Consider the following 15,590-nt stretch of genomic DNA (forward strand, 5'->3'; position numbering starts at 1 on the left):
GAAACAAATGTTTGTTCAGCTTCACAGATTTGATCATTGCTGCACGAACTGCTCCCTTTAGCCTCAAAACAGTGCAGACGCTGACCCGTTTTGGTTAAGTCAGCGCATTTTGCACTCTTTTACATCACTGTCCACTGCCTGCCCGTATGGCGATCCGCATAAGCTGTCGTAACCAATTAGTTACACAGAATTAACATTCAATCGCGTTGACTGCCAGACCCCCTTTCGACGTCTCTTTATATTTATCCTGCATATCGCGGCCGGTATCGCGCATGGTACGGATCACTTTATCCAGCGAAATAAAGTGCTGACCATCGCCGCGCAGCGCCATCTGCGCGGCATTAATCGCTTTCATTGCCGCAATCGCGTTGCGTTCAATACAGGGCACCTGCACCAGCCCGCCCACCGGATCGCAGGTCAGGCCAAGATTGTGTTCCAGCGCAATTTCCGCCGCGTTCTCAACCTGTTCCGGCGTGCCGCCCAGCACGTCTGTGAGGCCAGCCGCCGCCATGGCACAGGCGGAGCCGACCTCGCCCTGACAGCCCACCTCAGCGCCGGATATAGACGCATTCTTTTTGCACAGCGCCCCGACCGCGGCCGCCGCCAGCAGAAAGTCCACCACATCCTCTTCGCGCGCGCGGGGTTCAAACTGCATGTAGTACATCAGCACGGCCGGGACAATGCCGGCGGCGCCGTTGGTCGGTGCCGTCACCATCCGCCCGCCCGCGGCGTTCTCTTCGTTGACCGCCAGCGCATAGAGATTGATCCAGTCCATGGCGGAGAGCGTCGAGCTGATGACATTCTCCGCTGAGGCGCGGCGCAGAGACTGATAGAGCGCTGGCGCACGGCGGCGCACCTGCAGGCCACCCGGCAGGATGCCCTCCTGGGCCAGCCCGTTAGCGATGCACTGCTGCATCACCTGCCAGATCTGCGCCAGCCCGCTGCGGATCGCCGCTTCGTCACGCCATACCTTTTCATTTTCCAGCATCAGCGCGCTGATACGCAGCCCCTTTTCGCGGCAGTGGGCCAGCAGCTCCGCTCCGCTGTTAAAGTCATAGGGCAGCGTGCACTGCGGCACCAGATGTGCAGTGGCCGTGGCCTCCTCTTCATCCAGCACAAAGCCGCCGCCGATGGAGTAATAGACCACCGAGAGGCTGTCGCCGGTGCGGAAATAGGCGTTCAGCCGCATGGCGTTCGGGTGATAAGCGAGCACGTCATCCACAAACAGCAGATCCTGATGCCAGTCAAATTCAATGTTTTCCCCCCACGGCAGCGTCACCGAACCGGTTTCGCAGATCGCCTGCACCGTGGCGTCAATGATGTGCGGATCGATGGTATCCGGTGAAGCGCCCATCAGCCCGAGCAGCACCGCTTTGTCGGTGCTGTGGCCGCGTCCGGTTGCGCTCAGCGAGCCAAACAGTTCAATTTTAATGCGGCAGAGCGCCTGCCGCCTGGCACTCTGGCTCAGCTGCTCAACAAAGCGCTGCGCCGCGCGCATGGGCCCGACGGTGTGCGAACTGGAGGGGCCAATTCCGACCTTAAATAAATCGAAGACGCTAATACTCATTCTGCTCTCCCGGGCTCACGGCCATGTAGTGTTTACCTGCCGCATTATCGATGGCGTAAAAAATCGATGGATGCCGGAGAACGACGCATTTCACCGTGAACTCGCCATTTTCCGCCCGGCGTAGCCGCCTTACCCTGCCGCACGGTGGCGGGCAGCGCCCTATGTCGCAAATTGACATAGCCCCGGCGTTACCAAACATCCTGGCCGCAGTGGCGCTGGGTATTATCAACTCACACTCAATTCATCGCTGCCCTGAATGGCTCAGTTCCGGAGCAGGCGCCGCGCGATTATCCGGGCAAGGAGAGAGCATGTTTGCGAAAAGCGACACCATTCAGAGCTTTGACAGTGAACTGTGGCAGGCGATAGAGCAGGAAGCAGTGCGTCAGGAAGAGCACATTGAGCTTATCGCTTCAGAGAACTACACCAGCCCGCGCGTTATGCAGGCGCAGGGCACGGTACTGACCAATAAATATGCGGAGGGCTATCCGGCCAAACGCTACTACGGCGGCTGTGAATATGTCGACATCGTGGAGAAACTGGCCATTGAACGCGCCTGTACGCTGTTCGGGGCCGATTACGCCAACGTGCAGCCGCACTCCGGCTCGCAGGCTAACGCGGCGGTCTATATGGCACTGTGCCAGCCGGGTGACACTGTGCTGGGCATGAGTCTGGCGCACGGCGGCCATCTGACGCACGGCGCACACGTCAACTTCTCCGGCAAGATCTATCACGCCGTGCAGTATGGCCTGAACGAAGCAACGGGCGAGATCGACTACGGCCAGGTGGAAGCGCTGGCGCTGGAGCATAAGCCGAAAATGATTGTGGCTGGCTTCTCCGCCTATTCACGCGTGGTTGACTGGGCGCGCTTTCGCGCTATCGCCGATAAAACGGGCGCATGGCTGTTTGTTGATATGGCACACGTCGCAGGCCTCGTCGCCGCCGGTATCTATCCTAATCCGCTGCCGTTCGCTGACGTGGTCACCACCACCACGCATAAAACCCTGCGCGGTCCGCGCGGCGGTCTGATCCTGGCGAAAGCCAATCCGGAGCTGGAGAAGAAACTGAATGCCGCCGTATTCCCCGGCGGCCAGGGCGGTCCGCTGATGCATGTTATCGCCGCCAAAGCGGTAGCCTTTAAAGAGGCGATGCAGCCTGACTACGCAAACTATCAGCGCCAGGTAGTGAAAAATGCGCAGGCGATGGCGGAGGTCTTTATTGCGCGTCAGTACGATGTGGTCTCGGGCGGTACCGATAACCACCTGTTTCTGCTGAGCCTGATCAAACAGGGCCTGACCGGCAAAGCGGCGGACGCCGCGCTGGGGCGCGCCAATATCACCGTCAATAAAAATGCTGTACCGGGCGATCCGCAGTCGCCGTTTGTGACCTCCGGCCTGCGCATCGGTGCACCGGTGATCACCACGCGCGGCTTCAGTGAGGAGAACTGCCGCACGCTGGCAGGCTGGATCGCAGACATCCTCGACGTCATGCACAACGAGGAGCAGCTGGAAGTGAAAATTGCGCAGGTGAAGCAGCAGGTGCTGTCGCTGTGTGCAGATTTCCCGGTTTACCGCTAAGCCAGAACGCCCCCGGCCTGCCGCGGGGCGCCGTCTTACCCTCTGTCCATTCGCACACGCGGTATCGTTACGGGAGTAGATAAACATGCAACGCTATTCAGGATTTGGCCTGCTCAGACACAGTCTGAGCTTTCATGAGAACTGGCAGAAGGTCTGGCGCAACCCGACACCGCAGAAACGCTATGACGTGATTATCATCGGCGGCGGCGGTCACGGTCTGGCTACCGCTTACTATCTGGCGAAGGAGCACGGCATCACCAATGTGGCGGTGCTGGAAAAGGGCCATCTCGGCGGCGGCAATATCTGCCGCAACACCACCATCGTCCGCTCCAACTACCTGTGGGATGAGTCCGCCGCGCTCTATGAGCACTCCATGAAGCTGTGGGAAGGCCTGTCGCAGGAGCTGAACTACAACCAGATGTTTTCGCAGCGTGGTGTCTATCACACCTGCCATACGCTGCAGGATCTGCGCACCAATGAGCGGCTGGCTAACGCCAACCGCCTGCAGGGCGTCGACAACGAAATGGTCTATGGCGACCAGCTGCAGCGTGAGATCCCGGCGCTCGACTGCAGTAAAGATGCGCGTTATCCGGTGCTGGGCGCCTCGGTGCAGCGGCGCGGCGGCAACGCCCGTCATGATGCGGTGGCCTGGGGGTATGCCCGCGCAGCCGACAGTCTGGGTGTGGATCTGATCCAGAACTGTGAAGTGATCGATATGGAGATCAGCGACGGCAAGATCACCGGCGTGAAAACCCGCAACCATGGCGTAATCAAAGCCGACCGCGTGGGCTGCGTGACCGCCGGCAACTCCGGCGTGATGGCGAAAATGGCGGGCTTTGAACTGCCGGTGGAGTCGCATCCGCTGCAGGCGCTGGTCTCCGAGCCGATTAAACCCTTTCTCGATACGGTCGTGATGTCCAACCACGTACACGGCTATATGAGCCAGTCTGATAAAGGCGATCTGGTGATTGGCGCCGGCATCGACGGCTGGGTCGGCTATGGCCAGCGCGGATCCTACAGCGTGATTGAGCACACGATCCAGGCGATTGTTGAGCTCTTCCCCTGCACCAGCCGCGTACGCATGAACCGTCAGTGGGGCGGCATTGTCGATACCTGTCCTGACGCCAGCCCCATTCTTTCAGCGACCCCGGTACGCAATCTGTTTTTCAACTGCGGCTGGGGCACCGGTGGTTTTAAAGGCACGCCCGGCTCCGGCAACCTGTTTGCCCACCAGCTGGCGCACGGCACGCCGCATCCGATAGCTGAACCTTTTGCCCTCTCCCGCTTTTATACCGGGGCTCTGGTTGATGAACATGGCGCTGCGGGCGTGGCCCACTAAGGACTTTTAGCATGCTGCACATTTACTGTCCTCACTGCGGTGAGTATCGCGAAGAAGAAGAGTTTCATCCGCGCGGTCAGGCGCATATCGCCCGGCCCGCCAGTCCGGATGCCTGCAGCGACGAGGAGTGGGGAACCTTTCTCTACTTTCGTAAAAACCCGCGCGGCATGCATAACGAACTCTGGGTGCACAGCGCCGGTTGCCGCAAGTTTTTCAACCTGACGCGCGACACGCAGACGTATGAGATCAAACGGGTATACACCCTCGATGAACAGCCTGAAACCGGCGAGCAAGGGTAAGGAGCGCAGAGCATGAGCCAGAAAAATCGCCTGCCGTCCGGCGGCAGAATCAACCGTTCCACCACGCTGAACTTTACCTGGAACGGCCGTCAGTATCAGGGCTACGAAGGCGATACCGTCGCCTCTGCCCTGCTCGCCAACGGTATCGATATTGTCGGACGCAGTTTTAAATACAGCCGCCCGCGCGGCATCGTTGCCGCGGGCGCGGAAGAGCCTAATGCGGTGCTGCAGCTGGGCGCCTCAGAGGCGACGCAGGTGCCGAACGTGCGCGCCACGCAGCAGACGCTCTATGAGGGCCTGGTCTGCTCCGCCACCAACGGCTGGCCCAGCGTGGAGTCCGATCTGATGGGGCTGGTGGGAAATCTTGGCGGTAAAGTGATGCCGCCCGGCTTTTACTACAAGACCTTTATGTATCCGCAGTCAATGTGGCCCACCTACGAGAAATTTATCCGCAAGGCCGCCGGTCTGGGCCGCGCGCCGCGCGAAAAAGATCCTGATATCTACGACGCCATGAATCAGCACTGCGATGTGATGATCGTCGGTGCCGGTCCGGCGGGCCTGATGGCGGCGCTGACCGCCGGCCGCAGCGGCGCACGCGTGATCCTCGCGGATGAGCAGAGCGAACCGGGCGGGCATCTGCTCGCCAGCCGCGAACTGATCGAGGGCAAGCCGGCCGCTGACTGGGTGGCTGAGGTGGTGGCTGAGCTGGCCACCATGCCGGAAGTGACGCTGCTGATGCGCGCGACGGTGAACGGCTATCACGATCATAATTTCCTCACCATTAATGAGAACCGCACCGATTACCACGGCGACCGCGCGGCGGCCGGACAGGTACGCCAGCGCATGCACCGCGTGCGGGCGCACTGGGTGGTGCTTGCCACCGGCGCGCAGGAGCGCCCGCTGGTCTTCAGCCATAACGATGTGCCCGGCTGCATGATCCCCTCCGCCATCTCCGTCTATATCAACCGCTACGGCGTGGTGCCCGGCAATCAGCTGGTGCTGATGACCACGAACGACAGCGCCTATCAGACCGCGCTGGACTGGGCCGATGCCGGGCGCGAAGTGGTGGCCGTAGTGGATACCCGCGCCGCCACCAAAGGCGAGCTGGCCGCCGCCGTACGCCGCCGCGGCATTCGGGTAATTAGCGGCAGCGCGGTGATCGACGTGCAGGGTAAAAAGCGCGTCAGCGGCGTCACTATTGCCGCCATCGATAAAAAAGGCGACGCCCTCGCCGGTAAGCCCTTTACCCTCTCCTGCGATACCGTCGCCAGCTCCGGTGGCTGGAGCCCGGTGATCCACCTCGCCGGACATACCGGCAGCCGTCCGGTCTGGAACAATGAAGTGATTGGCTTTCTGCCCGGCCCGACCGCGCAGCAGCAGCTGACGGCGGGCGGCATCAACGGCCGCTACGCGCTCGACAATGTGCTGCAGGAAGGGATCAAAGCGGGTCAGGATGCCGTACTGCAACTCGGCCTGACGCCGGTTGAGGTCGCCCTGCCCGAAGTGAAAAAGTGGATTGAGCATCCGCCCGCCGCGCTGTTTCATATTCCGCACACCAAACCGATCAGCCGCGCGCCAAAGCAGTTTGTTGACTATCAGAATGATGTCACAGCGGCCGGCATTGCGCTGGCAACGCGCGAAGGATTTGAGGCGATTGAGCATATCAAGCGCTATACGGCGATGGGGTTTGGTACCGATCAGGGAAAGCTCGGCAACATCAACGGTATGGCGATTGCCGCCAAAGTAACGGGCAAAACCATTCCCGAGACCGGGACCACGGTGTTCCGTCCGAACTATACCCCGATCGCTTTTGGCGCTATCGCGGGGCGTAACTGCGGCGAGCTGTTCGATCCCAAACGCTTTACCGCGATGCATAAGTGGCACGTGCAGCAGGGGGCGAAATTTGAAGATGTTGGCCAGTGGAAGCGTCCGTGGTACTACCCGCGTCCGGGTGAAACCATGCAGCAGTCGCTGGATCGCGAATGCCGCGCGGTGCGCAGCGGCGTCGGCATCCTCGATGCCTCTACCCTCGGCAAAATTGATATTCAGGGCAAAGATGCGCGCGAATTCATCAGCCGCGTCTATACCAACGCCTGGGCTAAACTCGGCGTCGGCAAGTGCCGCTACGGCCTGATGTGCGGTGAAAGCGGCATGGTGTTTGATGACGGCGTAACCTCCTGTCTCGCAGAGAACCACTTTCTGATGACCACCACCACCGGCGGCGCGGCGCACGTTATGGAGTGGCTGGAACTCTACCACCAGACCGAGTGGCCGGAGCTGGAGGTGTTCTTCACCAGCGTAACCGATCACTGGGCGACCATGACCATTTCCGGTCCGGAGAGCCGCAACCTGCTGGCGGAACTCTGCAGCGATGTGTCGCTGGATAAAGAGACCTTTAAGTTCATGGACTGGCAGGAAGGCACGGTCGCTGGCGTACCGGCGCGTATCTTCCGCATCTCGTTTACCGGTGAGCTCTCGTTTGAGATCAACGTGCAGGCAAACTACGGCCTTGCGGTCTGGGAGAAGCTGTTTGAGCACGGCGCGAAATATGATCTGACGCCGTACGGCACGGAGACCATGCACATTCTGCGGGCGGAGAAAGGTTTTATTATTGCCGGTCAGGATACGGATGGCTCGGTGACGCCGCACGATCTCAATATGGGCTGGTGCGTCGCCGATTCAAAGCCGTTCAGCTATATCGGCAAGCGCGGTATGGCGCGGGCAGACTGCATGCGCGAGCAGCGTAAACAGCTGGTCGGCCTGAAAACGCGCGATCCGCTGGTGGTCCTGCCGGAAGGCGCGCAGGCGGTCGCTAATCCGCAGCAGCCGGTGCCGATGGATCTGCTGGGCCACGTCAGCTCCAGCTACTGGAGCGCCAACCTGAACCGCAGTATCGCAATGGGCTTTATCAAAGGCGGACTGCAGCGTATGGGCGAAACCGTGTTTTATCCGCTGGCAGATGGCCGCGTGGTGGAAGCGGAAATCTGCAGCCCGGTCTTTATCGATCCGAAAGGAGAACGTCAACATGTCTGAAACCCTCTTACCTGAAACCAAACCCGCAGAGGCCGTCAGACAGGTCGCGGTCATGAACCAGAGTGCGCCGCAGGTACGCGCTGAATCGCCGCTGCACCATGCCGATCGCGGTAACGTCACTGCCAGCCAGTCGCAGCAGGCGGGCGTTGAACTGCGTGAGCTGGCGCTGCGCGGGCATCTGGTGCTGCGCGGTTCGCAAAACAGCGCGAGCTTTATGCAGGGCTGCCTGACGGTATTAGGCCTGCCGCTGCCCACCGCGCCGCTGACCTCCGCCGAAGATGGCGATATCTCCGTGCGCTGGCTGAGCCCCGATGAGTGGCTGGTGGTACTGCCGATGGATCAGCTGTTCCCGGTGGAGAAAGCGCTGCGCGCTGAAATTACTGGTCACTTTTCGGTGGTGAACGTCAGCGGCGGACAGACCATTCTGGCGCTCTCCGGTAAACACGCGGTCGATGTACTGAAAAAGAGCACGGTGCTTGACCTGCATCCGTCACAGTTTCCCGTCGGCAAAGTTGCCGGATCGGTGTTTGCGAAGAGCAGCGCGCTGATCCGCCGCACCGGTCCGGAAAGCTGGGAGCTGGTGATCCGCCGCAGCTTTGCAGAGTACATCTGGCTCTGGCTGCGGGATGCCAGCCGCGAATATGGGCTGAAGATCACCGCGTAATATCCGGCCGTGCCGGCTCTCTCTCCACCGGCACGCCTTTCCCTTATTATCAGGAGTCGCCCATGAGCGTGCTGCCCGATTCATGGATTTTTACCGCCAGCTGCCCGAGTAAATTAGGCACGGTGGATGTCGTGACCCGGTTTATGGCGGAATCGGGTCACTATATTAATGAGATCCATTCGTTCGACGACCGCGTCAGCCACCACTTTTTTATCCGCGTCGCTTTCTCACCCGCTGCGCACTTCAGTACCGATATATTTCGCGATAATTTTACGCCGCGCGTCACTCCGTTTGAGATGCAGTGGCAGCTTACCCCGCCGCAGCATCGTGAACGCGTGGCTATTCTGGTCTCTAAATTTGATCACTGCCTGAACGATCTGTTATTCCGGCATCGCACCGGACAATTATCTATTGATGTGCCGCTGATTATTTCCAACCATCCCGATCTCTGCTCCCTGGCGGAATGGCACGGCATCCCCTGGTACCACCTGCCGGTAAATAATGCGAATCGCGCAGAACAGGAAGCGCAGATTCTCGCTCTGCTGGAACAATATAATATCGACCTGGTGGTTCTGGCACGTTACATGCAAGTTCTTTCACCGCGGATGTGTGAAAAGCTCGACGGTAAAGCCATTAATATTCATCACTCTCTGCTGCCGGGATTTAAAGGCGCGCGTCCTTATCATCAGGCGTGGGAGAAAGGGGTCAAAATGGTCGGTGCCACGGCGCACTACGTTAATAATGATCTGGATGAGGGACCCATTATTACGCAGGGTATTCAGAGCGTGGATCACGCGCTCTATCCCGACGATCTTATCAGCCGCGGCCAGGATATTGAACGCGTCACGCTATTTAATGCAGTACGTTATCACGTTGAAAAACGCGTATTTTTAAGCGGCAAGCGCACGGTGGTATTTAGTTAGCCGGTGCAGTGTTGAATATAAATGTGCAGCCAATGCACCCGCAGGCTGCACGCTTTTATCTTTTTGCGGAAAACAGGGTAATCAGGGATTGATCACGACCTTCAGCGTTAAATAAAACAGAACCTGGCCTGATAGCAGCGCCGGTTTTTAACAACAACACGTAAGTCGCGAGGAAATCACTATGGCGGATTCCAGAGATCCGATGACGCCTGATGGCGAAGTATCGCCCTATGATACTGACTATCAGGTAGGCCAGGATAATATTATCGTGAACGTCGGGCCATTTGGTCTGGATATTCACAACCGGGTATTTGCGATATCCGGCATCGCCGTAATTCTATTCGTTATATTAACTCTGGCGTTTCAGAGTGATGTTGCCCCGCTGTTCAAAGGCATGCTGAGCTGGCTTACCACTAAACTCGACTGGTTTTTCATTGGCGCAGGCAATATTTTTGTCATCATCTGTCTGGGACTGGTTTTCTCACCGCTGGGCAAGGTGCGGCTCGGCGGCACCCTCGCCCGTCCCGATTACAACTACGTCACCTGGTTCTCGATGCTGTTTGCCGCCGGCATGGGTATCGGCCTGATGTTTTACGGCGTCTCTGAGCCGCTGTCGCATTTCTCCAGCGCGATAGGCGGCACGGCCACTGAAAATGGCGTGCGTACCGACTGGGCGCCGCTGGGCGGTGCGAGTGGATCAGCAGAAGAGGCTACGCGGCTGGCCATGGCGGCTACGATTTTCCACTGGGCGCTCCATCCGTGGGCGATCTATGCGGTTCTTGCCCTGGGACTGGCCCTCTTCACCTTTAACAAAGGCCTGCCGCTGACTATCCGCTCGCTCTTTTATCCGCTGCTGGGTGACGCCGTATGGGGCTGGCCCGGTCATCTGATCGATATCCTTGCCGTGCTGGCCACGCTGTTTGGCCTCGCTACCTCGCTCGGGCTGGGTGCCTCGCAGGCGGCGTCCGGACTGAATTTCCTGTTTGATGTACCGCTGGGACAAACCACGCAGATTGTACTGGTGATCGCGATTACCGCTATTGCCACCTTTTCTGTGGTCGCCGGGCTGGACGCCGGGGTGCGGCGCTTATCAGAAGCGAACATGATCCTCGCCGGTCTGCTGCTGCTGTTTATTATCGTGGTCGGCCCGACCATGCTGCTGTTTAGCGGCTTTTTCTCTAACCTCGTCTCCTATATTGAGTTCCTGCCCGCGCTCTCCAATCCGGTCTCCCGTCCAGACAGCAATTTTGCCGCCGGCTGGACCTCCTTCTACTGGGCGTGGTGGATCTCCTGGTCACCGTTTGTCGGCATGTTTATCGCGCGTATTTCACGTGGTCGCACGGTACGGGAGTTTATCATCTCCGTGCTGCTGGTCCCGTCACTGGCGTGTGTACTGTGGATGACGGTACTGGGCGGCACCACTATCCATCAATATTTTACTGAGGGATATCAGAGTATTGCTGATGCCATTCTGCCGCTGCAGCTCTTTACCATGCTCGACACGCTACCGCTGGCAAAAATCACCTGCGTGGTCGCCATCATTCTGGTGGTGGTGTTCTTTGTCACCTCAGCTGACTCCGGCACGCTGGTGATCGATATCATCGCCTCCGGCGGTAAAATTGAATCCCCGACTGCGCAACGCGTATTCTGGTGCGTGTTTGAAGCGCTGGTCGCCATCGTACTGATCCTCGGCGGCGGGCTGGATGCCCTGCAGGCAATGGTGGTCTCCACCGGATTGCCTTTTGCACTGGTGCTGCTGGTCGCATCGGTCGCCGTTGTAAAGGGATTGCTCTCTGAGCCACGCCCGACGCGCCCGGCTCCCGCTGTGCGCAATCAATAGCACGCACGCAGGCGGATAGCCGGCCAGGCTATCCGCCGCTGCAGGTGCAGGAAGGGAGATCGCTATGCAGGCCGGACATCAGGAAATCATCGATTTTATTCAGCGCTACCCGCCGTTTAACACCCTGCCGCTGACGGCGCTGGCGCGGATCGCAGCCACCCTTGAGGTGAGCTATTACAAAGCCGGCACGCCGATCCTCACCTTTGGTCAGCAGGTTGACGCCTGGTATCTCATCCGCAGCGGCGCAGTGGAGATCTATCGCCGCAACGGCGACCTCTATAATCGCCTCAGCGCCGGCGGCTATTTTGGTGAGTTCGGCTTATTGCGCGAGAACAGCGTGCGCTTTCCGGTTACCGCCCTGGAAGATACGCTGACCTATCTGATTCCCGCCCCGATTTTTAATGAGCTGTTCAGCAAATATGAAGAGTTTGCCGACCTGGTAGAGGTGGAAGATCGCACCCGGCTGCGGCAGACCGTGGCGCGTACCGAAGAGGCGAGCGGCCTGATGACGTCGCGCATCGAGGCGCTAATCAGCCGGCCACCGGTGACCATCGACAGCCGCGCCACGGTGTGTGAAGCCGCACAGAAAATGAGTAAAGAGGGCGTCTCATCCCTGCTGATTGTGACCCCGGAGGCGGATGGGGAGCGTTCCCAAACGCTGGCTGGGATCGTCACGGATAAAGATCTGCGCGACCGGGTAATTGCCCGCGGCCTGAGCTTCGATACGCCAGTCGCGACAATTATGACCGGGCAGCTGACCCACGTCAGTCACCACCAGCTGGTGTTTGAAGCGATGCTCATCATGATGCAGCACAACATACATCATCTGCCGGTGCTGAAGCAGGATCTGCCGGTAGGAGTGATTTCCCAGTCAGATATTATCCGCTATGAGTCACAAAACAGCCTGTTTCTCGTCAGCCGCATTTTTCACTGCAACAGCATCAGTGAGCTGAGCACGCTGAAAAATGAGGTACGCGCCTGCTTTAGCCGCATCGTGCGTGAAGACGCCAATTCGCAGATGACGGGCCGCGCCATGGCGGTGATTGGACGCAGTTTTACGCAGCGGCTGCTGGCGCTGGCTGAAGCGGAGCTGGGGCCGCCGCCGGTGCCCTACTGCTTTATCACGCTGGGGTCGATGGCGCGCCAGGAGCAGCTGCTGGTCACCGACCAGGATAACGCACTGATCCTCGACAACCGGTATGATGCATCCCGCCATGAAGCCTATTTTATGGCGCTGGCGCGCCGCGTCTGTGACGGCCTGGCGGCGTGCGGCTATCACTACTGCAGCGGCAACATCATGGCCACTAACGGCCGCTGGCGGCAGCCGCTGGCCGTCTGGGAAGGATACTTTGATGAGTGGATCGACACCCCTTCCCCGCAGACATTGCTCGACAGCGCAATCTTCTTCGATCTTGATGCCGTCTGGGGCCAGCTGGCGTGGGGCGAGCAGCTGAATAAACGCATTACGCATAAAGTCCGGCACAACTCGCGCTTTCTCGCCTGCATGGCGCGCAACGCGCTGCTGCGCAAACCGCCGCTGGGGTTCTTTAAAAATTTTGTCATGGAGCCTTCCGGTCAGCATACGCAGTCTATCGATATGAAACGGCGCGGCACCGCGCCGCTGGCGGATCTGATCCGCGTGCACGCGCTGGCGGCCGGTTCAGCCGCTCGCAACTCGTTTGATCGGCTGCAGGATATTATGCAAACCGACCTGCTGCCGCACGGACGCGGTCAGGATCTGCGCGATGCGCTGGAGTTTATCTCGATGGTGCGTATCCGCCATCAGGCGCAGGACGTGGAGAGCGGTCAGGAGCCGGATAACCGCATTGAACCGCTTAATCTTTCTGAGTTCGAACGCAAAAATCTCAAAGATGCGTTTCAGATCCTGAGCAACGCACAAAAATTTCTCAAATACCGCTATCAGCCAGGCCGGAAAGTGTGAGGTAAACATGCTGCACATCAGTAAACAGCTGCTGCGTTCCGCCCCCGCGCCCGCGCCGCATGCGGGAGTCGCGCCCGCGTGGCCCGCGCTGCTGGCGCAGCAGGCCGCGACGGCACGCCATCCGGCGCTGCAGCACTACTACCGGGCGGGCGTACCGGACGCGGCGACGCCGATCGGCGAGGTGCCGCTGCTGGCAATGGATTTTGAAACCACCGGGCTGAATACCCGGCGCGACGATATTGTCAGTATCGGCCTTATCCCTTTCAGCCTGACGCGTATCCGGCTGAGTGAAAGCGCACACTGGATCCTCAACCCGCGGGCCGACTTGCGCCATGAATCAGTGGTGATCCACGGCATCACCCACGCGACGGTCGCGCAGGCGCCCGACCTGAGCGAGCGGCTGCTGAAGCTGCTGACGATGATGGCGGGTCGCGTCATGGTGGTGCACCATCGCGGCATTGAGCAGCATTTTCTGAACGCGGCGCTGCAGCGGCGCATCGGAGAGGGCATTATTTTCCCCTGTATCGACACGCTGGCGCTGGAGGGGCTGCTCTGTCAGCACGCGCCGCTCAGCCGGCTGAAGAGACTCTGGCGCGGCAGGTCACGCCCCTCGCTCTGCCTGCCGGAGAGCCGGGCGCGCTATCATCTGCCGCACTACCCGGCCCATAACGCGCTGACGGATGCGCTGGGCTGTGCCGAGCTGCTGCAGGCGCAGTGTGCCCACCATTTTCCGCCGCAGACGCCTTTGCGTGAGTTATGGTGCTGAGCCAGCCGCTTTTGCCACCATACGCCGGTAGTTATGCAGCCACTTGCCGCTATTGAGCCGCCACCAGAAGCAGAGACCGCGCACCGTCCAGTCCAGGAACATGCCAAGCCACACGCCGATCACCCCCATGCCCAGTTCGATGCCCAGCAGGTAGCCTGCCACCACGCGAGCGCCCCACATGCTGAACATTGATACAAACATGGTATAGCGCGCATCGCGGGCGCCTTTCAGTCCGGCAGGCAGCACCCAGGAGGCGGTCCAGATCGGCATAAACGCGGCGTTGAGCCAGATCAGATGTTTCGTGACTTCAATCACTTCCGGGTCGCGGGTATAGAAGCGCGCCAGCGTACCCGCCAGCGGCACGGTGATCAGCGCCAGCGTACAAAGCCCGATCATCGCCAGCCAGAACACATGCCTGATCTGCCGCTCCGCCTGCATCACCTGATTCCGGCCCAGACGCTTGCCGGTAATAATGGTAGAGGCCGAACCCAGCGCGTTGCCCGGCAGGTTAATCAGCGTGGCGATAGAAAAGGCGATAAAGTTGCCGGCGATTTCATTGGTGCCCATACCGGCGACAAAGATCTGCGTCAGCAGCTTACCGCCGTTAAACAGCACGGACTCAATACTCGCCGGCACCCCGATGCCCAGCACCTCCATCAGAATGGCGCGATCCCAGCGGCGGAAGTAGCTGCTGAGCGTAAGCTTTAGCGCCGGGCTGATACCGCGCCAGAGCGCATAGAGCACCGCCAGCGCCCCGATATAGCGCGAAATCGTCAGCCCGAGGCCCGCCCCGACGAAGCCCATCCCTTCCCAGCCCAGCGCGCCATAAATCAGCACGCTACTGATCATGATGTTCAGGATATTCATGCCGCCGTTGATCAGCATCGGGATTTTGGTGTTGCCCGCCCCGCGCAGGGCGCCGCTGCCGATCAGCGCAATCGCCGCCGCCGGGTAGCTCCAGGCGGAGGTCTGCAGGTAGCTCAGCGCCAGCTGTTTGACCTGCGGATCGGCGCTGCCGGCGATAACGTCGATAATCAGGTGTCCCCAGAACTCTATCGCCAGCGCCAGCACCAGTGCCAGCACGGTCATCAGCCCCAGCGACTGCCGGGTGGCGGCGCGGGCGCGTTTACCGTTACGGCGCGCCAGGCTAAACGCCACCACCACCGTGGTGCCGAGATCGATAGCGGCAAAAAAGGAGATGATCACCATGTTGAAGCTGTCTGCCAGCCCGACACCCGCCATCGCCTCTTTGCCCAGCCAGCTGACCAGAAACGTGCTCAGCACGCCCATCAGCATCACGCAGAGGTTTTCAATAAAGATAGGGATCGCCAGCGGCGCGATCTCACGCCACAACAGCGTGCGGTACATCCGGCGCCGCGGATACCACGCCGTGTTACGCACCGCCCGCATTACTGCCACACCGGGATTTTGCAAGAGAGTACCAAATCACTTTGGATGAGAGAGGAGAGGTAATGATGATAGGCGCCCGGCGATTATGCAAAGTCTTTGCAGCGGCCATTTAATCATTATTACAAACTTTTTATTTCTGCCCGCTTTGCGCAGCCACGTTAATTTCTGTACGCAATAATTACGCTGGCATAGCGTCACAGATTCTTAATTATATCAGCCGGTTTATCCGCTAT

At 59.6% G+C, this 15,590-nt stretch carries 11 protein-coding genes; 9 read left to right on the forward strand and 2 right to left on the reverse strand.

Annotation, left to right across the window (positions count from 1 at the left end; genetic code table 11):
• Nucleotides 1–190: 190 nt before the first annotated feature.
• Nucleotides 191–1,567 carry an L-serine ammonia-lyase gene (locus B4M48_RS11395; RefSeq protein ID WP_039385216.1) on the reverse strand — a complete coding sequence of 459 codons (1,377 nt, stop codon included), beginning with the start codon at nt 1,565–1,567 and terminating at the stop codon, nt 191–193.
• Nucleotides 1,568–1,875: 308 nt separating this feature from the next.
• Between B4M48_RS11395 and glyA the strand changes: the two genes are divergently transcribed.
• The 9 genes from glyA (at nt 1,876) to B4M48_RS11440 (ending at nt 13,947) form a co-directional block, all read left to right on the forward strand.
• Nucleotides 1,876–3,141: a serine hydroxymethyltransferase gene (glyA, locus tag B4M48_RS11400; RefSeq protein WP_288656723.1), complete on the forward strand. Its 1,266-nt coding sequence runs from the start codon at nt 1,876–1,878 to the stop codon at nt 3,139–3,141.
• 85 nt (nt 3,142–3,226) lie between these two features.
• On the forward strand, nt 3,227–4,480 hold the full coding sequence (locus B4M48_RS11405; protein WP_039385222.1) for a sarcosine oxidase subunit beta family protein: 1,254 nt from the start codon (nt 3,227–3,229) through the stop codon (nt 4,478–4,480).
• A gap of 11 nt (nt 4,481–4,491) precedes the next feature.
• Complete coding sequence (locus B4M48_RS11410; protein WP_071667969.1) at nt 4,492–4,779, forward strand: sarcosine oxidase subunit delta; 288 nt, start codon at nt 4,492–4,494, stop codon at nt 4,777–4,779.
• 12 nt (nt 4,780–4,791) lie between these two features.
• Entirely contained in the window at nt 4,792–7,812 is a 3,021-nt protein-coding gene (locus B4M48_RS11415; RefSeq protein ID WP_288656726.1) for a sarcosine oxidase subunit alpha, read from the forward strand.
• A complete protein-coding gene (locus tag B4M48_RS11420; protein ID WP_082032665.1) occupies nt 7,805–8,476 on the forward strand; it encodes a sarcosine oxidase subunit gamma in 672 nt (223 codons plus the stop codon). Before B4M48_RS11415 ends, B4M48_RS11420 begins: the two co-directional genes overlap by 8 nt.
• Nucleotides 8,477–8,538: 62 nt before the next feature.
• Nucleotides 8,539–9,399, forward strand: a complete 861-nt coding sequence (gene purU, locus B4M48_RS11425; protein ID WP_039385228.1) for a formyltetrahydrofolate deformylase — start codon at nt 8,539–8,541, stop codon at nt 9,397–9,399.
• Between the two features lie 181 nt (nt 9,400–9,580).
• The gene (locus B4M48_RS11430) at nt 9,581–11,239 is read left to right on the forward strand and encodes a BCCT family transporter (protein WP_039385230.1); all 1,659 of its coding nucleotides are present in this window, start codon (nt 9,581–9,583) and stop codon (nt 11,237–11,239) included.
• A gap of 64 nt (nt 11,240–11,303) precedes the next feature.
• A complete protein-coding gene (locus B4M48_RS11435) occupies nt 11,304–13,181 on the forward strand; it encodes a DUF294 nucleotidyltransferase-like domain-containing protein (protein WP_039385232.1) in 1,878 nt (625 codons plus the stop codon).
• Nucleotides 13,182–13,188: 7 nt separating this feature from the next.
• Nucleotides 13,189–13,947: a 3'-5' exonuclease gene (locus B4M48_RS11440; RefSeq protein WP_039385234.1), complete on the forward strand. Its 759-nt coding sequence runs from the start codon at nt 13,189–13,191 to the stop codon at nt 13,945–13,947.
• On the opposite strand, the gene B4M48_RS11445 is transcribed toward B4M48_RS11440, so the two are convergent.
• Nucleotides 13,936–15,357 (reverse strand): EmmdR/YeeO family multidrug/toxin efflux MATE transporter, encoded by a 1,422-nt coding sequence (locus B4M48_RS11445; RefSeq protein WP_039385236.1) that lies wholly within the window; start codon nt 15,355–15,357, stop codon nt 13,936–13,938. The genes B4M48_RS11440 and B4M48_RS11445 overlap by 12 nt on opposite strands.
• Nucleotides 15,358–15,590: the final 233 nt, after the last annotated feature.

It is taken from the genome of Pantoea sp. UBA6567, from assembly GCF_002434165.1.
Classification (GTDB): domain Bacteria; phylum Pseudomonadota; class Gammaproteobacteria; order Enterobacterales; family Enterobacteriaceae; genus Pantoea; species Pantoea eucrina.